At 65.8% G+C, this 20,256-nt stretch carries 19 protein-coding genes and 1 tRNA gene; 8 read left to right on the top strand and 12 right to left on the bottom strand.

What is annotated here, in order from left to right; translation table 11 throughout:
• Window positions 1–132: 132 nt before the first annotated feature.
• Genes PGN12_12175 through PGN12_12165 form a run of 3 tightly spaced genes read left to right on the top strand, consistent with a single transcriptional unit; the run spans window position 133 to window position 3,133 of the window.
• The gene (locus tag PGN12_12175) at window positions 133–1,407 is read left to right on the top strand and encodes an extracellular solute-binding protein (GenBank protein ID MEH3104652.1); all 1,275 of its coding nucleotides are present in this window, start codon (window positions 133–135) and stop codon (window positions 1,405–1,407) included.
• Window positions 1,404–2,285, top strand: coding sequence for a sugar ABC transporter permease (locus tag PGN12_12170; GenBank protein ID MEH3104651.1), 882 nt, complete (start codon window positions 1,404–1,406; stop codon window positions 2,283–2,285). The genes PGN12_12175 and PGN12_12170 overlap by 4 nt, the downstream gene beginning before the upstream one ends.
• Window positions 2,276–3,133, top strand: a complete 858-nt coding sequence (locus tag PGN12_12165; GenBank protein ID MEH3104650.1) for a carbohydrate ABC transporter permease — start codon at window positions 2,276–2,278, stop codon at window positions 3,131–3,133. Before PGN12_12170 ends, PGN12_12165 begins: the two co-directional genes overlap by 10 nt.
• On the opposite strand, the gene PGN12_12160 is transcribed toward PGN12_12165, so the two are convergent.
• The 6 genes from PGN12_12160 to cysS all read right to left on the bottom strand — a co-directional run bounded on the left by PGN12_12160 (window position 3,123) and on the right by cysS (window position 8,921).
• A complete protein-coding gene (locus PGN12_12160) occupies window positions 3,123–4,205 on the bottom strand; it encodes an ABC transporter ATP-binding protein (GenBank protein ID MEH3104649.1) in 1,083 nt (360 codons plus the stop codon). The genes PGN12_12165 and PGN12_12160 overlap by 11 nt on opposite strands.
• 522 nt (window positions 4,206–4,727) lie before the next feature.
• Window positions 4,728–5,009 carry a hypothetical protein gene (locus tag PGN12_12155; protein ID MEH3104648.1) on the bottom strand — a complete coding sequence of 94 codons (282 nt, stop codon included), beginning with the start codon at window positions 5,007–5,009 and terminating at the stop codon, window positions 4,728–4,730.
• Between the two features lie 71 nt (window positions 5,010–5,080).
• A tRNA-Glu gene (locus tag PGN12_12150) sits at window positions 5,081–5,155 on the bottom strand.
• A gap of 98 nt (window positions 5,156–5,253) precedes the next feature.
• Entirely contained in the window at window positions 5,254–6,621 is a 1,368-nt protein-coding gene (locus tag PGN12_12145; protein ID MEH3104647.1) for a 3-deoxy-7-phosphoheptulonate synthase class II, read from the bottom strand.
• 69 nt (window positions 6,622–6,690) lie between these two features.
• Window positions 6,691–7,470: an SDR family oxidoreductase gene (locus PGN12_12140; GenBank protein ID MEH3104646.1), complete on the bottom strand. Its 780-nt coding sequence runs from the start codon at window positions 7,468–7,470 to the stop codon at window positions 6,691–6,693.
• A 23-nt stretch (window positions 7,471–7,493) separates the two neighbouring features.
• Window positions 7,494–8,921: a cysteine--tRNA ligase gene (cysS, locus tag PGN12_12135; protein MEH3104645.1), complete on the bottom strand. Its 1,428-nt coding sequence runs from the start codon at window positions 8,919–8,921 to the stop codon at window positions 7,494–7,496.
• 119 nt (window positions 8,922–9,040) lie between these two features.
• On the opposite strand from cysS, the gene PGN12_12130 reads away from it, so the two are divergent.
• From PGN12_12130 to PGN12_12120, 3 genes are all read left to right on the top strand, one after another.
• On the top strand, window positions 9,041–9,868 hold the full coding sequence (locus tag PGN12_12130) for a carbon-nitrogen hydrolase family protein (GenBank protein ID MEH3104644.1): 828 nt from the start codon (window positions 9,041–9,043) through the stop codon (window positions 9,866–9,868).
• A 99-nt stretch (window positions 9,869–9,967) separates the two neighbouring features.
• Entirely contained in the window at window positions 9,968–10,174 is a 207-nt protein-coding gene (gene rpsU / locus PGN12_12125) for a 30S ribosomal protein S21 (GenBank protein ID MEH3104643.1), read from the top strand.
• A 103-nt stretch (window positions 10,175–10,277) separates the two neighbouring features.
• A complete protein-coding gene (locus PGN12_12120) occupies window positions 10,278–10,823 on the top strand; it encodes an FKBP-type peptidyl-prolyl cis-trans isomerase (GenBank protein ID MEH3104642.1) in 546 nt (181 codons plus the stop codon).
• Window positions 10,824–11,132: 309 nt separating this feature from the next.
• On the opposite strand, the gene PGN12_12115 is transcribed toward PGN12_12120, so the two are convergent.
• The 3 genes from PGN12_12115 to PGN12_12105 are packed head-to-tail and all read right to left on the bottom strand — an operon-like array spanning window position 11,133 to window position 14,660.
• Complete coding sequence (locus tag PGN12_12115; protein MEH3104641.1) at window positions 11,133–12,365, bottom strand: cell wall hydrolase; 1,233 nt, start codon at window positions 12,363–12,365, stop codon at window positions 11,133–11,135.
• 22 nt (window positions 12,366–12,387) lie between these two features.
• A complete protein-coding gene (gene cysK, locus PGN12_12110; protein MEH3104640.1) occupies window positions 12,388–13,308 on the bottom strand; it encodes a cysteine synthase A in 921 nt (306 codons plus the stop codon).
• Entirely contained in the window at window positions 13,305–14,660 is a 1,356-nt protein-coding gene (locus tag PGN12_12105; GenBank protein ID MEH3104639.1) for an MFS transporter, read from the bottom strand. Before PGN12_12105 ends, cysK begins: the two co-directional genes overlap by 4 nt.
• Window positions 14,661–14,773: 113 nt before the next feature.
• Between PGN12_12105 and pdhA the strand changes: the two genes are divergently transcribed.
• Together pdhA and PGN12_12095 are read left to right on the top strand one after the other, a co-directional pair.
• Window positions 14,774–15,832 (top strand): pyruvate dehydrogenase (acetyl-transferring) E1 component subunit alpha, encoded by a 1,059-nt coding sequence (gene pdhA / locus PGN12_12100; GenBank protein ID MEH3104638.1) that lies wholly within the window; start codon window positions 14,774–14,776, stop codon window positions 15,830–15,832.
• Window position 15,833: 1 nt separating this feature from the next.
• Window positions 15,834–17,252 (top strand): pyruvate dehydrogenase complex E1 component subunit beta, encoded by a 1,419-nt coding sequence (locus PGN12_12095; GenBank protein ID MEH3104637.1) that lies wholly within the window; start codon window positions 15,834–15,836, stop codon window positions 17,250–17,252.
• Between the two features lie 27 nt (window positions 17,253–17,279).
• Here PGN12_12095 and PGN12_12090 read toward each other — a convergent pair whose 3' ends face one another.
• From PGN12_12090 to PGN12_12080, 3 genes are all read right to left on the bottom strand, one after another.
• Window positions 17,280–17,888, bottom strand: coding sequence for a pilus assembly protein (locus PGN12_12090; protein MEH3104636.1), 609 nt, complete (start codon window positions 17,886–17,888; stop codon window positions 17,280–17,282).
• A gap of 62 nt (window positions 17,889–17,950) precedes the next feature.
• Window positions 17,951–18,526, bottom strand: coding sequence for a pilus assembly protein (locus PGN12_12085; protein ID MEH3104635.1), 576 nt, complete (start codon window positions 18,524–18,526; stop codon window positions 17,951–17,953).
• A gap of 29 nt (window positions 18,527–18,555) precedes the next feature.
• Window positions 18,556–20,241 (bottom strand): TadE/TadG family protein, encoded by a 1,686-nt coding sequence (locus PGN12_12080; GenBank protein ID MEH3104634.1) that lies wholly within the window; start codon window positions 20,239–20,241, stop codon window positions 18,556–18,558.
• Window positions 20,242–20,256 lie beyond the last annotated feature (15 nt).

Genomic DNA, 20,256 nt, shown 5'->3' with positions numbered 1-20,256 from the left:
GCCTGTCCCGCGACATCTATCGATACGAATGAACCCGTCGACGGCTCCCGCGCAAATAATTTAAATATGCGATGTAGATAACAGTGCCTTTTCGCTGTTCGTCGTGGTCGGGCGCTGTCACAACGGTCGCAGATGAACGAACGGACAGTGGAGGGATGGACGCGGCGCTGCACGCTGCGCGCGATATCGGCCGCGGGTGCGACGATGCTGCTTCCCGGCTGCATGACGCGCCGCGACCCCGATGCGCTCACCTTCTGGGCGACCGGATACGAAGGCGACTATGCACCGCATCTGATGACGGCCTTCACCGCGCGCACCGGGATCGCGGTCGAAACCCAGTCTCTGCCCGGCACCGCCGCGCACGAGAAATTGCTGACCGCTCGCGCCGGAGGGGCGCTGCCCGACGTGATGATGCTTCCCTCGGGATGGGTCGGCGAGTTCGCGATGATCGGCGCCATCGCGCCGCTGCCGGACCCCACCTTTGGCGAGGACACGTTTCCCGACGTCATGCGCGCACTCACCTACGACGGGCGCGGTTATGCGATGCCGTGGTCGGTCGGGAGCCAGGTGCAATTTTACCGCCGGGATCTGCTTGGCGAACTCGGCTATGACAGGGCGCCTGCCGATTGGGACGGCTGGCGGGAGCTGGGTGCCAAACTGAAGCGCCGCCATCCCGATCGCTACGCGATGTTGATGCTTCTCAACTGGTGGGACACGCTGATCACCTTTGCAGGGCAGGCGGGTGCCTATCCGCTACGCGACAACGACACGCGGGGGAATTTCCGCACGCCCGCCTATCGCCGCGCGCTGGCCTTCTACGTCTCGCTCTTTGCCGACGGCTACGCGCCGTGCGTGGCGTCGAACGAGGTGCAGGATCCGGTGGCGGCGTTCGCGCAAGGGTGGTTCGCGATCTATCCCAGCGGGCCGACACTGTTGACCGACCTGCACCGTCGCACCGCGGAGATCGCGCCGGAACAATGGGGTGTGATGCGGATGCCCGGCCCCGACGGTCCGGGCGCGGTTTCGGCGATCAACAACAGCATCGCGGTGTCGGCGACGACGCGGCGCCCGGCCGCGGCATGGGCGTTGGCGCAGCATCTGACCTCCGCGGCGAGCGAGTTGCGGTTCCAGCGGATGATCGGCGTGCTGCCGGCGCGGCGCAGCGCGTGGAACAGCCCGCAACTCGCCGATCCGGTCCTTCGCCCGTTCGCCGAGCAGGTCGAGCAACCCGCACGCCAGCCGACGATCGTCGAATGGGAGCGCATCCGGCTCGAGGTGCAGATCATCGCCGAGCGGGTGGTGCGTGGCGGATTGACGATCGATGAGGGGCTGGTCGCAATGGACGCGCGCGTCGATGTCCTGCTCGCCCAACGGCGGCGACTGGTCGCCGCGGGGAAGATCGCATGACCCGGCAAGAGCGTTCCGCCTGGCTGTTCACGACCCCGGTGCTCGCGGTGATCGCACTCGTCTTCGTGCTGCCGACCGTCCTCGCGCTGGGGCTGAGCGTCACCGACTATAGCATCTATGCGCTGGCGGACTGGTCCAATCTGCGCTTCGTCGGCATTGGCAATTTCACGGATTTGCTCGCCACACCGCTGTTCTGGCGCGCCTTGGGGAACACCGCGATCTTCGCCGTGATCGGCGTGCCGATGGCGATCGGCACCTCGCTGTTCACCGCCTTGCTGCTCAACGATGCGACGGTGCGCTGGAAGCCGCTGTGGCGGGTGGCGCTGTTCGCCCCCTATGTCACCGGCATCGTCGCGACGGCAGTGGTGTGGCGCTTCCTGCTCAACACGCGTTTCGGCCTGCTCAACTGGCTGCTGGGGCAGGTCGGGGTCGCGCCGGTGGACTGGCTGGGCGATCCGCGCTGGTCGATCCCGGCGATCCTGCTGTTCGTGACGTGGAAGGTCTTCGGCTACAATATGATCGTGTTCACGGCCGCGCTGGCGGCGGTGCCGGAGGAGTTGATGGAGGCGGCGCGGCTCGACGGCGCGGGTCCGTGGACGCGCTTTCGGCACGTCACGCTCCCGGCGATCGGGCCGACCCTGTTGCTCGCCGCGGTGCTGAGCGTCGCGGGGTTCCTGCAACTCTTCGCGGAGCCCTATGTCATGACGCTGGGCGGGCCGTCGCAATCGACGGTCACGATCCTCTATTTCATGTTCGACGAGGGTTTCAAATGGTGGAACCTCGGGCAGGCCTCGGCGGTGGCGTTCGTGCTGCTGATCTTGATCCTGTCGCTGACGCTGATCCAGACGCGCATCGGGCGGCGGTACGAATGGCTTTGAACCCGCGTCGTCTGCGTGCGATCGTCCTGAACGCCGCTGTCGCCTGCGTGACGTTGGTGACGCTGCTGCCGTTCGTGTGGATGGTCATCGTCTCGTTCATGCCGCGGTATGAATCGAGCCGCTATCCGCCGCCGCTCTGGCCGAGCCGCTGGACCCTCGGCAATTATTACGAACTACTCGTGCGGCGGCAGTATGACGGCGCGTGGTTCGATTATCGCATCCTGCCGGCGATGGGAAACAGCCTGCTGGTTGCCGCGATCTCCACGTTGCTCGGGCTCCTGTTGACGGTGCCGGCCGGTTACGCCTTTGCCAAGCTGCACTTTCGTGGGCGCGAGCGGTTGCTGAAGATGCTGATCGCCAGCCTTGTGATACCGGGGCAGGTGGCGATGCTGCCGCTGTTCCTCATCTTCCGCGAACTGGGGCTGGTCGACAGTTACGCCGGGGTGATCCTGCCCAGCCTCGCCGGCATCTTCGCGATCCTGTTCGTCCGGCAGGCGACATTGGGCATCCCCGACGAGATGATCGACGCGGCGCGGCTCGACGGGGCTGGGGAGACCCGCATCTTCGTGTCGATCGTGCTTCCGCTGCTGATGCCGATTACCGTAACGCTGGCGCTGTTCCTGTTCCTCGGGAGCTGGAACGACTTTCTCTGGCCGTTGATCGTCCTGTCCGATCAGCACCATTACACGCTGCCCGTCGCGGTCGCGGCGATCTCGCGCGAACACGCCGCGGACGGTGAACTGATGATGGCAGCGGCGGTGGTGACGACGCTGCCCGTGCTGGCATTGTTCCTGGCGTTGCAGCGCTATTACATCGGCGGGCTGCTGGGTGGCAGCATCAAGGGGTAAGGCGGGGAAGCGCGCGCCCATCCGCTGCAAAGACGTGCAGATGCGCCGCATCGCCGCGGAATCGCAGCGTTTCGCCAAGGACGATCCGCCGGTCGCCGGGCAATTGCGCGACGATCGTCGTGCCCAGGCCCGGCGAGCCAAGATGCGCGAAGGATAACGGGCCAAGCCGCTCGAACAACTCGACCGCGCCGCCGAACGCCCCGTCATCGTCGGGGACCAGATGCTCGGGCCGGATACCCAGCGTGACCGGCTGTCCCGCTTCGCCCGCGGCCGCGACCGGCACGAGCGCGCCGCTCGGCAGCCGGACATCCACGCCATCGCTGTGCGCCGCTGCGATCGTCGCCGGTAACAGGTTCATGCGCGGCGCGCCGATCGCGCGTGCCACCGCCAGCGTCGCGGGCTTGGCGTACAGCGCCAGCGGAGCGCCGACCTGCTCGATCCTGCCCGCATTCATCACGACGATCCGGTTCGCCAGCGTCATAGCCTCGACCTGATCGTGCGTCACATAGATCATCGTCGCCGCGAGCTGCCCATGCAATCGTGCGAACTCGTGTCGCATCCTCACGCGCAAATCGACGTCGAGGTTGGACAGAGGCTCGTCGAGCAGCAACACCTTGGGCTCGCGAACGATCGCACGCGCGATCGACACACGCTGCCGTTGTCCACCCGACAGCGCGCGTGGTCGGCGCGACAGGAAGGCGGTGAGGCCAAGCGTCTCGGCAACCGCGCCGACGCGCTCGGCCACCTCCGACTTCGGTTTCCTGGCAACCCGCAGTGGGAAGGCGATGTTTTCGGCGACGGTAAGATGCGGGTAGAGCGCATAGGATTGAAAGACCATCGCCAGCCCGCGATCGGCCGGCGCGGCATCGGTGACATCGCGGCCATCGATCAGGATACGACCGGCGCTCGGCTCCTCCAGCCCGGCGATCAGCCGCAGTAAAGTCGACTTCCCGCACCCGGACGGCCCGACGATCGCGACGAACTCCCCGTCGTCGATCGAGAGAGTGCTGGGCTCCAGCGCGGTGATCGCGCCGAACTTCTTGGTCAGTTCGTTGAGGACGACGTCTGCCACCTGCAAATCCCATCAGCCGATCGCCGGCGTGTCGCTGCCGGGGATCGGCATCGCGCCATCTCAACGACGGGAGTGCGCCTATCGCCGCGTTCGACAGGAGGAAATCTCATTTACCCTAATGATAGGAAGTCTTACCGGGTAGTTCTGACGAGCGCCTTCTCGAACCCGACAACCCGGACCTTGTCTGGCGCACGGCCCTGGGTGTCGACTATGGCGACTGGCTGGCGCTCGACGCAAAAACCTCCGCGGATCAGACCACCTCTAAGGACCTGATCAGCACGGGCTTCTGGAAAGGCACCGCCGATCAGATGGCCGACATGCCGCGGGCCAGCGGGCCAGCGGCCGACGCGGCGCGCTATGCGGCATTGTCGACGAAGGTGGGAGACGCCTTCAACCGCACCTTCGTCAAGGCGGACGGGACAGTCGGCAACGGCTCGCCGACCGGCTATATCGTCGCGCTTCACTTCGACTTGTTGCCGCCCCCTGCGCGCGCCGACCGCGCATGTCGTCGGCGGGGGCGCGCTACGATTCGCGGCTCGGGCGGATCAGCACGCGGTGGAAGCAGGAGCAGAACCGGTTCACGCTTGACGTGACCGTCCCGTCGGCAGCGTGGCACGCGTCCACCTGCCCGCAGCAAACGGCGCGCGCATTCTCGAAGGCGGGAAGCCCGTGACCGTCGAACAACGCACCGCGCAGGAAGCGGTAATCGCGGTTCGTTCGGGGACGTACCGCTTTCAGGTCGGCTGACCGGATGCGGTTTGCGATATGATCAATAAGGCTGCGATACACGGCATCCGCAGCCACACAGCCGTTCGCTATCGTTTAGTACAGGAACTACCGCAGCAAAGCTGGCGAGCCGCAAGAAGGGCGATCGCTGGTGACCCCTACGAGAATCGAACTCGTGTTTTCGCCGTGAGAGGGCGACGTCCTAACCGCTAGACGAAGGGGCCGTGCGCGGTGTGAGGCGCGTCGTTAGGAGGCAGGGGCGGGCGCGTCAAGCGACTTTCGCGTCGCCCCTGCATTTATCTCCTCCAACGCGTTGACGCGATCACGCGGCCTTGCGGCGCTCCGCCATTTCGCTGTTCAGCATCTCGGCCAGCAGGAACGCCAGCTCGAGACTCTGCCCGGCGTTGAGGCGCGGATCGCAATGCGTGTGATAACGATCGGCAAGGCTCTGCTCCGTGACGTCGATCGCCCCGCCGGTGCATTCGGTGACGTTCTGCCCGGTCATCTCGGCATGAATGCCGCCGGCGTGCGTGCCTTCCGCGCGATGGACCGCGAAGAAGCCGCGCACCTCGGACAGGATGCGATCGAACGGCCGCGTCTTGTACCCGCTGGTCGCCTTGACGGTGTTGCCGTGCATCGGGTCGCAACTCCATACGACCGGATGCCCCTCGCGCTTCACCGCGCGCACCAGGCGCGGCAGATGCGCCTCGATCTGGTCGTAGCCATAGCGCGTGATGAGCGTCATCCGCCCCGCGACGCGCCCCGGATTGAGCGTGTCGAGCATCCGCAGCAGCGCATCCGGGTCGAGCGACGGCCCGCACTTCACGCCGATCGGATTGCCGATCCCACGCAGGAACTCGACATGCGCCGATCCTTCGAAGCGGGTGCGATCACCGATCCACAGGAAGTGCGCCGACGTATCGTACCAGTCACCGGTCAGCGAGTCCTGGCGGGTAAGCGCCTCCTCGAACGGCAGCAGCAGCGCCTCATGGCTGGTGTAGAACGTCGTCTGCGATAGCTGCGGCACGGTATCCGGGCTGATCCCGCACGCCTCCATGAAATCGAGCGCCTCACCGATCCGGTCGGCGGTTTCGGCGTACTTCTTGGCCCACGGGCTGCGGCCCATGAAGTCATGCGTCCAGCGATGCACCTGATGCAGATTGGCATAGCCGCCCTGCGCAAACGCGCGCAGCAGGTTCAGCGTCGCCGCCGATTGCGCGTAGGAGCGGATCATCCGTTCCGGGTCGGGGATCCGCGACTCCGCGGTGAACGCGATGTCGTTGACGTTGTCGCCGCGATAGCTCGGCAGCTCGACGCCATCGATCGTCTCGGTATTGGCGGAGCGCGGCTTGGCGAACTGCCCCGCCATGCGACCCACCTTCACCACCGGCAGCTTCGAGGCGAAGGTCAGCACCACCGCCATCTGCAGGATGACGCGAAACGTGTCGCGGATATTGTTGGGATGAAATTCGGCAAAGCTTTCGGCACAGTCGCCGCCCTGTAGAAGGAACGCCTTTCCTTCCGCGACCTTGGCAAGATCCGCCGTCAAGTTCCGCGCTTCACCCGCGAAGACCAGCGGGGGAAACGACGCCAGCCGCCGCGTCGCATCATCCAGCGCGGCGGCGTCGGGGTAGACGGGGAGCTGGCGCGCTTCGGCATTGGTCCAGCTATGCGGGGCCCAGGTGGCCATGGTATTCATCCTTCCAACTAACGCCCGCGCCTTGAACCAACCGCGCGCGGGCCGCAATCAACTTCCTCTTTACAGCACGCCGGGATAGGTGCCCCCATCGATCAGCAGACTTTGCCCGGTGATAAAGCCCGACGAGGCCGCACACAGGAACGCACAGGCGTCGCCGAACTCACGCGGATCGCCGAAGCGTCGGGCCGGAATACGTTGCCGCGCGTTGTTCTCGGCTTGCTCGACCGATATGCCGTTCGACTCCGCGTTGAAGGCGTGGACGCCGGCGAGCCGGCGCGTCTCGAACAGTCCGGGAAGCAGGAAGTTGATCGTCACGTTTGCGTGCGCGACCTGCCGTGCCACCCCGGCCAGGAAGCCGGTCAGCCCGACCCGCGCGCCGCTCGACAGATCGAGACCGGGTACCGGCGCCTTGACCGAGCCGGAGGTGATGCAGACGATCCGCCCGAACCGGCGCTCGATCATGCCATCGATCACCTTTTGCACCAGCCGGATCGGGGTGACCATATTGGCGTCGATCCCGGCATGGATCGCCTCGCCATCCAGCGCGCGAAAGTCGCGAAGCGGCGGTCCACCATTGTTGTTGATCAGAATATCGACCCGGCCGTCCGCGGCATCGAGCAACGCCTGCTGCACGCGCTCGTCACCGACGTCGCCGGCGACCGTCCGCACTTCTCCACCAGCCGCCCGCAAGGCTGATGCTGTCTCTTCCAACGCGGCGGCGTCACGTCCGTTCACGACCACCACGCAGCCGGCCTGCGCCAGCGCGGTGGCGCAGGCGCGCCCGAGCCCCTGGCTTGATGCGCAGACGATCGCCAAGCGTCCTGTCAGCCCAAGATCCATCACGAACGTCCTTCCCCTTGCCGTCAGATCGGCAGTTTCCAGTCCCAGCCGAGCGGATCGCCGTCCATCACCTCGACCCCGGCGGCGACGAGATCGTCGCGGATCGCGTCCGATCGCGCGAATTCCTTTGCCGCGCGTGCCGCCTTACGCTCTTCGAGCCGCGCTTCGATCGCGGCTTCGTCGATCCGTGCTTCCTGCGGGCGCACCCGCAAGGCCGCCCGTTCGAGCCGGCCGAGGTCGAGACCCAACATGTCGTCGAAGGCGGCGAGCGTCGCTAGCCGATCCGCGGCCGGCACCTTCTTGTCGCCCAGCAATGCGTCGAGAACGGGAAGCGCACGCGGCGTGGCCAGATCGTCGCTGAGCGCGGCGTCGAGCTGGTCGATATACGCCGCGACCGGCGACCCTTCGCCCTCCGCGCGCGCGCGCACTGTCTCTACGGCATGAACCCAACGCTTCAGCCGCACCTGCGCCGCCGCGAGGTTCTCCCACGAGAATTCCAGCTCGCTGCGATAATGCGCCTGAAGGCACATCAGCCGGTAGGAGAGGGGATGGAACCCGCGCTCCACCACACGCGACAGGGTCAGGAACTCGCCAGAGGATTTGCTCATCTTTCCCGTGCGATCGACGAGGAAGTTGTTGTGCAGCCAGAAGGTCGCGCCGGTGTCGGCACATCCGCAATGCGCCTGGTTCTGCGCGATTTCATTGGGGTGGTGGATCTCGCGATGGTCGATCCCGCCCGTATGGATGTCGAACGCCACGCCCAGATATTTCGCCGCCATCACCGAGCATTCGAGGTGCCAGCCCGGCGCGCCGCGTCCCCACGGCGAGTCCCACTCCATCTGGCGCGCTTCGCCGGGCGGGGTGGTCCGCCAGATCGCAAAGTCCTGCGGATGGCGCTTGCCGGCCACGGTTTCAATTCGCCCCTGCGCGGCATCGTCGGCCGCCCCCGCCAGTCGCCCGTAATTCGGCACGGTGGTGGTATCGAAGTAGAGGCCGTCATCCAGCAGGTAGCAATGCTTTGCCGCGATCCGCTCGCCCCAGGCGATCATCTCGGCGACATGATCGGTGGCCAGCGGCATGTGTGTCGGCGTGCGGATGTTGAGGTCGCTCAGATTTTGTTTGAAGGCGTCGGTATAATGTCGCGCGATCGCCCAGATATCCCGCCCGCTGGCGCGCGCCGCCGCCTCCATCTTGTCGTCGCCTGCATCCGCGTCGGACGTCAGATGCCCGACGTCGGTGATGTTGATGACATGGGTCAGCGGCCAGCCTTTCGCCGTGATCGTGCGGCTGAGTGTGTCGGTGAAGACATAAGCGCGCAGGTTGCCGAGGTGCGCATAATGATAAACGGTCGGCCCGCACGAATAGATGCGGACGTTGTCGGGATCGAGCGGGCTGAACGTCTCGTGCTGCCGCGAGAGGCTGTTATAAAGCGTGAGGGGGGCACCGGTCATGCAGCGCTCTTAATCCGCCGACCGCATCGCGCCAACCATTTGCGGCCCGTGCGGCGGTGCAACGCTTGCGCCGATGATGCGCTTGCTGTTCGAGGCAACGCAGCAACGAGGAGCCATGCGTGACGAAGATTGCCGTCGTACAGACCACGACCGGGATCGATCCTGCCCAGAATGCCGCGACGCTGGTCGCTGCGATCGAAGAGGCGGGCAAGCAAGGTGCCGCCATGGTCTTCACGCCGGAGATGTCGGGGCTGCTCGACCGCGATCGCGCGCGTGCGGCGGCGTCGATCGTGCGCGAGGCGGACGACGGGGTGCTGGTGGCCGTGCGCGAGGCGGCGGCGCGCGCCGGCATCTGGGTGCATCTCGGCTCGCTGGCGCTTCGGCGGCCTGACGGGCGGTTTGCCAACCGGAGCTTCGTGATCGACGCGATCGGCAACATCCGCGCACGCTATGACAAGATGCATCTCTTCGATGTTGATCTCCCGACCGGCGAAAGCTGGCGCGAGTCGGCAAGCTATGCCGCGGGCGATCGTCCGGTGGTGGTCGGCACGCCGCTGGGACCGATGGGGCTGTCGATCTGTTACGACATGCGCTTTCCCGACCTTTTTCGCGCGCTGACCGACGCGGGCGCGCAGGTGCTGTCGGTTCCCGCCAGCTTCACGCGCCCGACCGGCGCGGCGCATTGGCACATCCTGTTGCGCGCCCGCGCGATCGAGGCGGGCGTCCATTTGGTCGCGGCGGCGCAGACCGGGGTGCATCCCGACGGTCGCGCTACTTACGGTCACTCGCTCGTCGTCGATCCCTGGGGTGAGATGTTGCTCGACATGGGCGAGACGCCGGGGATCGGCTATGCCGACATCGCGCCGGCGCGGACGGAAGATGTGCGCGCGCGTATTCCGGCGCTGAAGCATCGCCGGGTGGTGACCGCACCGATCGTGATCGCCTGAACGCTTGCGAGGCCCGGCACTTGCTGCTAGGGGCGGTGCGTTCGGCGCGAGCCTCGCTCGCCGCCGCATTACTTGTTTGATCCGGAGTTGAAGGTTCCAATGCAGATCATCGTTCGCGACAACAATGTTGACCAGGCCCTTCGCGCGCTCAAGAAGAAGCTGCAGCGTGAGGGCGTGTATCGCGAAATGAAGCTGCGCCGCCACTACGAGAAGCCCTCGGAGAAGCGTGCGCGTGAGCGTGCTGCTGCGGTGCGTCGGGCGCGCAAGCTGGAGCGCAAGCGTGCGGAGCGTGACGGCGCGCGGTAAGACGCTGCGTCGATCGTGGCGCTGCGCGATGCGGCGCTGCGATCACCCCGTTTCTGCCAGCGCGTCGTACCGATGACGCGTGCAAGCCTGAGGTTGCCCGCCGATGTCGACTGTCACTGCCGTCCCGATCGCCCCCGTCCGACGCGCTTATGTGTTCTGGCTGGTGGCGGGGCTGCTGATCGCTCTGGTGGCCGGCATCGCGTTGGCGCGCGCAGGCGACACCGGCATCGTGACGACGCCCTCCGGGCTTCGATATCAGGTGCTCAAGGCGGGTGACGTCAAGGGCGCACGGCCGACCGATACCGACGTGTCGCTCGTGAACTACGAGGGGCGGCTGGTGGACGGCACGGTCTTCGACAAGTCGCAGCAGCCGACGCCGTTGCCCGTCGCCGGCGTCGTTCCGGGCTTTTCCGAAGGCCTGAAGTTGATGCACAAGGGCTCCAAGTACCGGCTCTGGATCAAGCCGGAACTCGGCTACGGCGAACGCGCCAACGGCCCGATCCCCGCCAATTCGACGCTGGTCTTCGACGTCGAGCTTCAGGATTTTCTGCCCGAGGCGACCGTGCGTCAGCTGCAGATGCAGCAGAGCATGATGGGCGGATTGCCGGGCATGGGCGGTCCGGGTGGACCTGCACCCTCGGGGCGCTGAGCGGCGACACGAATGGACTGATAAAGGGCGGCCGAAAGGTCGCCCTTTTGTTTATGGTCGATGGCTCGAACACCTCCGAAATCGAGGCCCTGACAAACAGGCACTCCTGTTCGGAGCGTGATCCGTCGAAGCTGAATTTGAGCCGCCCCCGTCATGCCGGACTCGTTCCGGCATCCACCGATCCGCCAGCACAAGGGCGGTTGCTCTTGCGGGACGGTGGACCCCGGAACCAGTCCGGGGTGACGGCGGTAGATGGTTCAAGCGGGGTGCCGTTCACCGCCGTGTCGAGCGACGAACCTGCGCACGCCGCTATGGCAGCGCAGCCGGTGTTGCGGCAGCGAGCGGCTCTTCACGGCGCCGCACCCCGTCCAACGCACCGGGCCCACGCAGCACCGGCGTTGTGCTTGGGGAGGGAGCAGGCACCACCTGCCGTCGCATGCACAGCCCGGGGCCGGTGCGCGGAAACTCCCGGCAATTCCACAGCTCGCGCTCCAGCCCGGCGTCCTTGTCGCGCAGATAGCTGAACGACATGCCCGCCATCTGCGTCGCCGTCATCGGCGTACCGCCGGGCAGCATCGCGCGATCCGTCCAGCCGAGGAACTTGCACTTCGTACGCGCGCCGCAAGCGGATTTCGCGATCGCCGAATATCCCTCGGGCGCGATTGCCGGCAACAGCGCGGTGAAGCTATCCGGCTCGCCGGGCACAATGCTGGTTGCCACCGGCGCAACCAGCGTCCCCGGTTCGGCCGCCGCAGCGACCGCGGCGGCAGCCTCGTCGAGCGCACCGCCAAGCCGATGCGCCGCCGAAATCGTGCCGAGCTTGGCGATGACCGGCTCGTCGCTCGATACCACCCGCCGGAACGCGGCGGGCGTGCCCCACCAGCCGGTCCAGCGGAAGAACAGGTGCGTGTTCACCTCGGCAAGCTTGTCGAGGCTGGCGCTCCAATACGGCACCACCCAGTCGGTATGGTAGTGGGTGGCATAGCCGACCTTGGCGAACACCGCGCCGTTCAACGCCTTGGTCGCGATCTGTCGCGCGCGCTCCCATGCGGGCTCGGACGGCCGCCGGGTCAGCGCGCCATCGCACGTGAAGGTGAACTGGCAGCCGGTCGTGCGTTCCTGCCCCTGGAACACGACACCGCACACCGTCTTTGGGAAGGCGGGGTGCCGCAGCCGGTTGAGCACGACCTGTACCACCGCGCGCTCGCCGACCGGATCATCCCCGGCTTCGTACCAGGCGGCCGCGGCGAGACAATCGGTCGCTCGCCCGCGCTGCGTCTCGTCGCCTGCGAAGAGGAAAGGCCGCGCCGCCGGGCGCGGGCCCCGCACGAACGGGATCGCCGCGTTGAAGAGCCGGGCGTCGGCAGGGGTAAGGTCCTGAAGCTCCACCGGTTCGACCGTCGGAACCTCGCTCGCCGCCACCACGCGCTGCGGGCGCACGACCTTGGCCGCGATCGCCCGCGGCACCTCGGGTGTGTGACGGGCAATGAGGGCGGGCGCGACGAGCGCCGATGTCGCGATCCCGCCGAGGATCGCGCGCATCTTCCAGCTCAGACCGGACAGATCAATTCTCCGGCAGGAAATCCGGCACCGACAGATATCGCTCGCCGGTATCGTAATTGAAGCCGAGCACCCGCACGTTGTCGGGCAGATCGGGCAACTTCTGGAGGATCGCCGCCAGCGTCGCACCTGACGAGATGCCGACCAGCAATCCTTCCTCCCGCGCCGAGCGTCGCGCCATGTCCTTCGCGACCGCGGCGTCGACTTCGATCACGCCGTCGAGAACCTGCGTATGCAGGTTCGACGGGATGAAGCCCGCGCCGATCCCCTGGATCGGGTGCGGTCCGGCCTGTCCGCCCGAGATCACCGGCGACGCCTGCGGTTCGACCGCGAAGACCTTGAGGTTCGGCCACTCCTTCTTCAGCACCTCGGCGACGCCGGTGATGTGCCCACCGGTGCCCACGCCGGTGATGATGACGTCGACCGGGGTTTCGCGGAAATCGTTCAGGATTTCCTGCGCGGTCGTCCGGACATGCACGTCGATGTTCGCCGGGTTCTCGAACTGCTGCGGCATCCACGCGCCGGGGGTCTGCTCGACCAGCTCGAGCGCGCGCTCGATCGCGCCCTTCATGCCCTTCTCGCGCGGGGTCAGGTCGAACTCGGCGCCATAGGCCAGCATCAGTCGGCGCCGCTCGATGCTCATGCTCTCCGGCATCACGAGCACCAGCTTGTACCCCTTGACCGCCGCGACCATCGCCAGCCCGATCCCGGTATTGCCGCTGGTCGGTTCGATGATCGTCCCGCCGGGCTGCAACGCGCCTGACGCCTCTGCCGCCTCGATCATCGCGAGCGCGATGCGATCCTTGATCGAGCCGCCGGGGTTCGCCCGCTCCGACTTGATCCACACTTCCGAGCCGGGAAACAGCTTCTGGATACGGATATGCGGCGTGTTGCCGATCGTCGCGAGGACGTTCTGGGCCTTCATGGCTGCGCTACTCCATGTTGTGGTGGGATATCGATGATGTCGGGCGGATCAAAGGTTCGCGCGCGGCGGAGTTCCGGGAACAGCCGCGACCACAGCAAGGTCACCGCGATCGCGCCGACGCCCCCGAACACCACCGCGCCGACCGGGCCGAGCAGCGAAGCGAGCAGCCCGCTCTCCGCCTCTCCCAACTCGTTCGATGCCGAGATCGTCAGCTGCGACACCGCGCTGACCCGGCCGCGCATCGCGTCGGGCGTGTGGAGCTGGATCAGCGAGGTCCGGACATAGACCGACACCATGTCCGCGCCGCCCGCGACGATCAGCGCAAGCAGGCTGATGACGAAATCGACCCGGATGGCGCCGCCCGCGCCGACGCGTGTGACGCCCAGCAGCTCGGTCAGCTGCGTCGCGATGCCGAAGCTCAGGATCGCAAGACCGAAAACGACGACGGCCGCCAGCATCTTGACGCCGACGTTCGACGTCAACGGGCGAAACGAGAACCAGACCGCGGTCGTGCCCGCGCCGATTCCCATTCCCGCGGCAAGGAAGCCGAGGCCGCTGGCACCGACATGCAGGATGTCGCGCGCGTAGATCGGGAGCAACGCCGTTGCCCCCGCCAGCAGGACCGCGAAAAGGTCGAGGGTAATTGCCGCCAGAACCAGTCGGTTACGGCGCACATAGGAGAAGCCGTCGAGGATGCGCTGGATCGGCCGGCGATCCTTCTGCGCGGCCGGCTGCGGCACCTTGCCGATCATGAACATCGTCGCGAGCGCGAGCAGGAGCAGGCCGGAGATCACACCGTACGCAAAATCCGGGTGGATCGCATAAAGCAGGCCGCCAATGCTCGGCCCCGCCACCGTCCCGAATTGCCATGCGATCGACGAGATCGCGATCGCGGTCGGCAGGCTCTCCTTGGGAACGAGGTTGGGCGCCAGCGCCGAATAGGCCGGCCCGGAGAAGGCGCGCGCGATCCCGATCAGCACCGCCGCACCGAACAGCGCCGGCAACGAAAGATTACCTGACCAGGTCAGCACCCCGAGCACGCCGGCGTTGATGCACAGCAGCGCCGTCGTTCCGCGCACGATCCACCGCCGGTCGACACTGTCCGCGACGAGGCCGACGACCGGGGTTAGCAGGAACAAAGGGATAAATTGTACCAGCCCGATCATGCCGAGCATGAACGCGGCCTGCCGGATGTCCATCGTCTCGCGGGCAAGACCGTATACTTGCCAGCCGATGATGATCGCCTGCGCGCTGACCGCGATCGTGCCGGCGAAGCGGGAGAGCCAATATGCGCGGAAATTGGCGATCCGCAGCGGATGTCGCGGGGCAGGCGAGGGGTCCGGCACATTCATCGCCCTTCGCCTAGACCGCGCCCCAATCCCTTGCAAGTCGGTGGGGTTTGCAGTCTGTGCCGTGCCGTGGCTATAGGCCGCTACGTCTTTCAAGAAACGAGGTAGTGTCCATCGTGGCAAAAGCCCCAGCAGCACGCAGCGAAGCACCGGCTGCCGACCCGCAGAAAACGAATCGCGAGCGTCCCGCCGAGCCGCGCCCCTATGAGGCGAGCAAGGACGAACTCCTTAAATTCTACGAGGACATGCTGCTGATCCGCCGTTTCGAGGAAAAGGCCGGCCAGCTGTACGGCCTGGGCCTGATCGGCGGCTTTTGCCACCTGTATATCGGGCAGGAAGCCGTGGCGGTCGGGCTCCAGTCGGCGCTGACCGAGAAGGACTCGGTCATCACCGGCTATCGCGACCACGGCCATATGCTGTTGTGCGGCATCCCACCCAAGGACGTCATGGCGGAGCTGACCGGACGTCAGGCCGGCATCTCGAAGGGCAAGGGCGGCTCGATGCACATGTTCAGCGTCGAGCATAAATTCTACGGCGGGCACGGCATCGTCGGCGCGCAGGTCTCGCTCGGCGCGGGCCTCGCGTTCAGCCACAAATACACCAACGACGGTGGCGTGTGCCTTGCCTATTTCGGTGACGGCGCCGCCAATCAGGGTCAGGTGTACGAAAGCTTCAACATGGCCGAGCTGTGGAAGCTTCCGATCATCTTCGTGATCGAGAACAACCAATATGCGATGGGCACCAGCGTCAATCGCGCCTCGTCCGAGGACCAGCTGTATCGCCGTGGCGAGAGCTTCCGCATCCCGGGTCTGCAGATCGACGGCATGGACGTGCTGGCGGCGCGTGGCGCGGCCGAAGAGGCGCTGGCGTGGGTGCGCGCGGGCAAGGGGCCGATCATCCTTGAGATGAAGACGTATCGCTATCGCGGCCACTCGATGTCCGATCCGGCCAAGTACCGCTCGCGCGACGAAGTGCAGGCGGTGCGCGACAAGTCCGACCCGATCGAGCACGTCAAGAAGCTGCTGACCGAAGGCCACGGGGTCAAGGAAGAGGACTTCAAGGCGGTCGAGCAGCGCATCCGCAAGCAGGTCGCCGAGTCGGCCGATTTCGCCGAAAGCACGCCGGAGCCGGATCCGGCCGAACTGTATACCGACGTTCTGGTGGAGAAGTACTGAGATGGCGATCGACATCAAGATGCCGGCGCTGTCGCCCACCATGGAGGAGGGCACGCTCGCCAAGTGGCTCGTCAAGGAAGGCGACACGGTGAAGTCCGGCGACATCATGGCCGAGATCGAGACCGACAAGGCCACCATGGAGTTCGAGGCGGTCGACGAAGGCACCGTCGCGAAGATCCTCGTTGCCGAGGGCACCGACGGCGTGAAGGTCGGCACCGTCATCATGCAGCTCGCCGGCGAGGGCGAGGAAGCCGGTGCGGCGACCAAGGACGATTCGCCCAAGGCCGAAGCGGCGGCGGACGAGAAGAAGGCCGATACGGTCGAGGATTCGGCGCACCCGGCGCAGGAGAAGGTCGACACCGGCGCGCGCCAGCTGTTCGAGGCGGCGAGTCACAAGGCGGAGGTCACCGATCCGGCGATCCCGGCGGGCACCGAGATGGTGAAGGTCACGGTCCGCGAAGCGCTGCGCGACGCGATGGCCGAGGAAATGCGCACCGACGAGCGCGTGTTCGTGCTGGGCGAGGAAGTCGCCCAATATCAGGGCGCGTACAAGGTCACCCAGGGCCTGCTCGACGAGTTCGGCGACAAGCGCGTCATCGACACGCCGATCACCGAATACGGCTTTGCCGGCGTCGGTACGGGCGCGGCGATGGGCGGGCTGAAGCCGATCGTCGAGTTCATGACCTTCAACTTCGCGATGCAGGCGATCGATCACATCATCAACTCCGCCGCGAAGACCAACTACATGTCGGGCGGGCAGATGCGCTGCCCGATCGTGTTCCGTGGTCCGAACGGCGCGGCGAGCCGCGTCGGCGCGCAGCACTCCCAGAACTACGGTCCGTGGTACGCCTCGGTGCCGGGGCTGATCGTGATCGCGCCCTATGACGCGGCCGATGCCAAGGGGCTGCTGAAGGCCGCGATCCGCAGCCAGGACCCGGTCGTGTTTCTCGAGAACGAGCTGCTCTACGGTCGCTCGTTCGAGATCCCGAAGCTTGACGATTGGGTGCTCCCGATCGGCAAGGCGCGGATCATGCGTGAGGGCAAGGACGTGACGATCGTCAGCTATTCGATCGGCGTCGGGCTCGCGCTCGAAGCCGCGGAGACGCTGGCGGGCGAGGGCATCGAGGCGGAGGTCGTCGACCTGCGCACGCTGCGCCCGCTCGACAAGCAGACCGTGCTCAAGTCACTCGCCAAGACCAACCGGCTGGTGGTCGTGGAGGAAGGCTGGCCGACCTGCTCGATCGCTTCGGAAATCGCCGCGATCGCAATGGAGGAAGGCTTCGACGACCTCGACGCCCCGGTGCTGCGCGTCACCAACGAGGACGTGCCGCTTCCCTATGCGGCGAACCTCGAAAAGCTCGCGCTGATCTCGACCGACAAGATCGTCAAGACGGTCAAGAAGGTCTGCTACCGCGGCTAACCGATCGTCCGACCTCTCCGTCGCCGCTCAGGTGGCGGAGAGGTGGGCGGCGTCGCACAGGCGGCGTTTCGCGTCGGGCATGTTGGTGGTGTTGGTCAGCGTCTGTGACGCGCGATCGCGGACCGTGAAGGACTGGAGCGACGTCATCTCACGCGCGGCCAGGAAGCCGGCGCCGACGATCGGCCGATAGGTGTAGCGCAGCTCTGCGAAGATCAGCGCCGTATTGTTGACCGGCTTGACCTTGTTCGCTGCCGGTCCGATGCCGTTCGCCAGCGTCGCGTCGCTGGATCCTGCGCCTTCGAGGCCGTAGGACGACGCAACGTTCATCGCGCCGAAGCAACGCTGCCAGCTGATCTTGTAGCCGGCCTGGGTGCCGGTTTGCCCGTTGCTTTCGACGGTCGAGACGATCACTCGACCTTGCTGGCCGAAGTCGATCCCGCGACCTGCGAAGGCAACCCCCGTCATCACTTCGTCGACCTGCGCTTCGTCGATGCCGCCGCGATATCGCGCGACATTGTCGGACACCATCATCGCAAGCTGGTTCAGCCGCAACGTCACCACCGCGAAATTGGCCAGTTCGATTCCGGTCAGCGCGATCGGCAGCAGGAACATCAGCGACAGCGCGAACTCGATCATCGCGACTCCGGAGCGCTCGCGGCGCAGCCGCCGCCACCGATCAGCCGATCCCTCCGCCCCGCTCACGAACATCTCACCCGGATCTGCTGGTCGCCATAAGGCTGGTTGCGGACCAATGTTCGCGCCCCCACGACGGTGAACGGATCCAGTCCGATCGCGGCGGCGAACGGAAACAGCCGCGGCACCTTCACGAGTACGTCGTAATAGATGACGTCGTCCGCGGTCCCCATGTCGTCGCCACCGCCGAACGTGGCGTCATAGCGGCCGTTGTGGTTGCGATCCTCGTAGCAGTCGGTCGCATTATACTGGCCGACCGGCGCGGTATCGGCGACGATCCGCTCGCCTTTGCCGACCGAGGCGAAATTGGTGTAGCTGAGCGGGGTCACCGTCACCGCCGCGGGATCGTCACGGCTGCCCCGGGGCAGGATCGTGCGGATCTCCGCACGGATCGCCGCCACGACCTGATCCTTGCTGATGCTGCCGACCGTCGCGCGACGTGCCGCGCGCTCCATCGCGCCGTTGGTGAGTGCGCTGAGATAGACCTGAAAGCCGACGTCGAGCGCACCCATCAGCAGCGTCAGGAACGGCATGACCACCAGCCCGAACTCGACCAGCGTCGCGCCATCCGACGCCCGCATCAGCCGCGCGAAGGAGCGCCGCCCGCGCTTCACGACGACAACCGCAAGCCGCCGATCGTCTGCGCGATCTTGGCGAAGGACTGCCGAAGGGCCGCGGTGTCGGTGGCAATCGACCAATGATCCGGGTCGGTCGCACATTCCTTGAGCTCCTGCGACAGCCCTTGATTGCCGAAGCCGACGATCCAGATGATGAAACCGCGCTTCTTCATTTCGTTACAGATGATCTGCGTACGACGCAGATGGCTCGCGTAAATGCGATCCTCGCCGGCCGAAGCCGGCGCGACGGCATTGTCCGCCTGTACCTTGTCCATCAGGGCATTGACTCCCCACGCGTCGGCCAGTTTGGCGTCGGTGTCCAACTGGCCGTCGGTCATGAAGACGATGTGGCGAGACACTTGATAGCCACCCGGCGCGACGGAGTCGGCGTTCGTTGCGCCATAGATGCCGTCGGGCGCGAGAAGGCGCGCTCCCCAGATCAGGCCGATGTCATGGTAGGTCTGCCCCGTCGGCTGAAGGGCGTTGACATAGGTATTCAGGCTCGGAGAGCTTTTCGACGTTGCGTTATAGTCGCTCGTGTACTGCCGTAGCGGGCCGGCCTCCTTTGGGCAGCTATAGCCAATCGTCTGTAACTTGTCGTTCGGCCAAGGATATTGCTGATATTGAAGTTGCGACAAAGCCGGCTTCCAGCGCGTGGCTGCACTGTTCGGCTTCAGATCGATCTGAAGATCATATGCACCTGACGGCGGTTCGAGCGAGGATGTCGAAGTTATGTTCTGTACCGTACTCGCTTCACGGATACAGCCGTCCCATGCAAAGGAAGAAGGCGCATAATCGTCTGGGTCTTTAGGGTTGCTCTGCATATATGCTGGATTGGCGACTTTGCCGCTTGCTTGAACCCACGGTCTCACGTTGACCGACAGGTTCGCCCACGACCAATCGACGTCGAAGCAATTGGAGTTGCTGCGGTCCGCGCAGGTTTTCGCCACGGCCTTGCCTCGACGCGAAGGATAATTGACGTTCTCGTCCCCCGACCCGCCGGCGATATAAGCGGGATTGAGCGCATAGAGCACGCGCCCGACGTTGACGTTCGAGGAATAGGGCACGAAGCCGTAGCGGATGCGGCCGGCGCCCGTCGACGGGCCGGGGCCCAGCGCCGCGTAGAAGTCCTTCACCGCCTGCTTTAGCCCATCCATCTTGCTCGGGTTCTGGCTGGTTGCCGCGCCACCCGCCGGATTGGCCGACATCGATCCCGTGACGTCCAGCACGAACATGATGTCAGTATTCGGAATATGCAGTTCCGCCTTGCACGTCGTGCTGACCGGAATCGCGCCGAAGCCGAACATCCGCATCAGCGTCGTCGGCATCGACAGCGACGCGCGGCCGACCACGACACCGTTCGCGCCTTTGTCGAAGACGGCGGTGACCTTCTCGGCCGAATAGGTGCCGGCGGGAAAGTTGAAGCGGAAGAATTCGCTCGCCTTGGCCTTTTCGGCATCGGTCAGGGTGGTGACGTTCGCCATCGCCTTGCGCCCGGCGAGCGCGCCGGCGTCACATGCCTGTTGCAGGCGCGTCGCGGCCATGTAGGTACGGCTCGCATCGATCGCGCCACCGATCATCGCCAGCAGCGGGATCACCGCAAACGCCGCCATGATCGCGACGTTGCCGGCGACGTCACGTAACAGGTGAGGCAGGGGACGTGGTAGGGTAAACGGCACGCGAAGATCTCGTCA

This window comes from Sphingomonas phyllosphaerae (assembly GCA_036946405.1).
GTDB lineage: Bacteria > Pseudomonadota > Alphaproteobacteria > Sphingomonadales > Sphingomonadaceae > Sphingomonas > Sphingomonas phyllosphaerae_D.
Note: the sequence above shows the minus strand (reverse complement) of the source record. Positions and strands in the feature narration are given on the sequence as shown.

Excerpts from the sequence above, each read along its gene's own strand:
- PGN12_12090 (MEH3104636.1), bottom strand. The coding sequence starts at position 17,888 with ATGATCGAGTTCGCGCTGTCGCTGATGTTCCTGCTGCCGATCGCGCTG.
- PGN12_12120 (MEH3104642.1), top strand. The coding sequence starts at position 10,278 with ATGTCGACTGTCACTGCCGTCCCGATCGCCCCCGTCCGACGCGCTTAT.
- rpsU (MEH3104643.1), top strand. The coding sequence starts at position 9,968 with ATGCAGATCATCGTTCGCGACAACAATGTTGACCAGGCCCTTCGCGCG.
- PGN12_12175 (MEH3104652.1), top strand. The coding sequence starts at position 133 with ATGAACGAACGGACAGTGGAGGGATGGACGCGGCGCTGCACGCTGCGC.
- cysS (MEH3104645.1), bottom strand. The coding sequence starts at position 8,921 with ATGACCGGTGCCCCCCTCACGCTTTATAACAGCCTCTCGCGGCAGCAC.
- cysK (MEH3104640.1), bottom strand. The coding sequence starts at position 13,308 with ATGAAGGCCCAGAACGTCCTCGCGACGATCGGCAACACGCCGCATATC.
- PGN12_12140 (MEH3104646.1), bottom strand. The coding sequence starts at position 7,470 with ATGGATCTTGGGCTGACAGGACGCTTGGCGATCGTCTGCGCATCAAGC.
- PGN12_12085 (MEH3104635.1), bottom strand. The coding sequence starts at position 18,526 with ATGCGGGCGTCGGATGGCGCGACGCTGGTCGAGTTCGGGCTGGTGGTC.
- PGN12_12105 (MEH3104639.1), bottom strand. The coding sequence starts at position 14,660 with ATGAATGTGCCGGACCCCTCGCCTGCCCCGCGACATCCGCTGCGGATC.
- PGN12_12115 (MEH3104641.1), bottom strand. The coding sequence starts at position 12,365 with ATGCGCGCGATCCTCGGCGGGATCGCGACATCGGCGCTCGTCGCGCCC.
- PGN12_12165 (MEH3104650.1), top strand. The coding sequence starts at position 2,276 with ATGGCTTTGAACCCGCGTCGTCTGCGTGCGATCGTCCTGAACGCCGCT.
- PGN12_12095 (MEH3104637.1), top strand. The coding sequence starts at position 15,834 with ATGGCGATCGACATCAAGATGCCGGCGCTGTCGCCCACCATGGAGGAG.
- PGN12_12170 (MEH3104651.1), top strand. The coding sequence starts at position 1,404 with ATGACCCGGCAAGAGCGTTCCGCCTGGCTGTTCACGACCCCGGTGCTC.
- PGN12_12145 (MEH3104647.1), bottom strand. The coding sequence starts at position 6,621 with ATGGCCACCTGGGCCCCGCATAGCTGGACCAATGCCGAAGCGCGCCAG.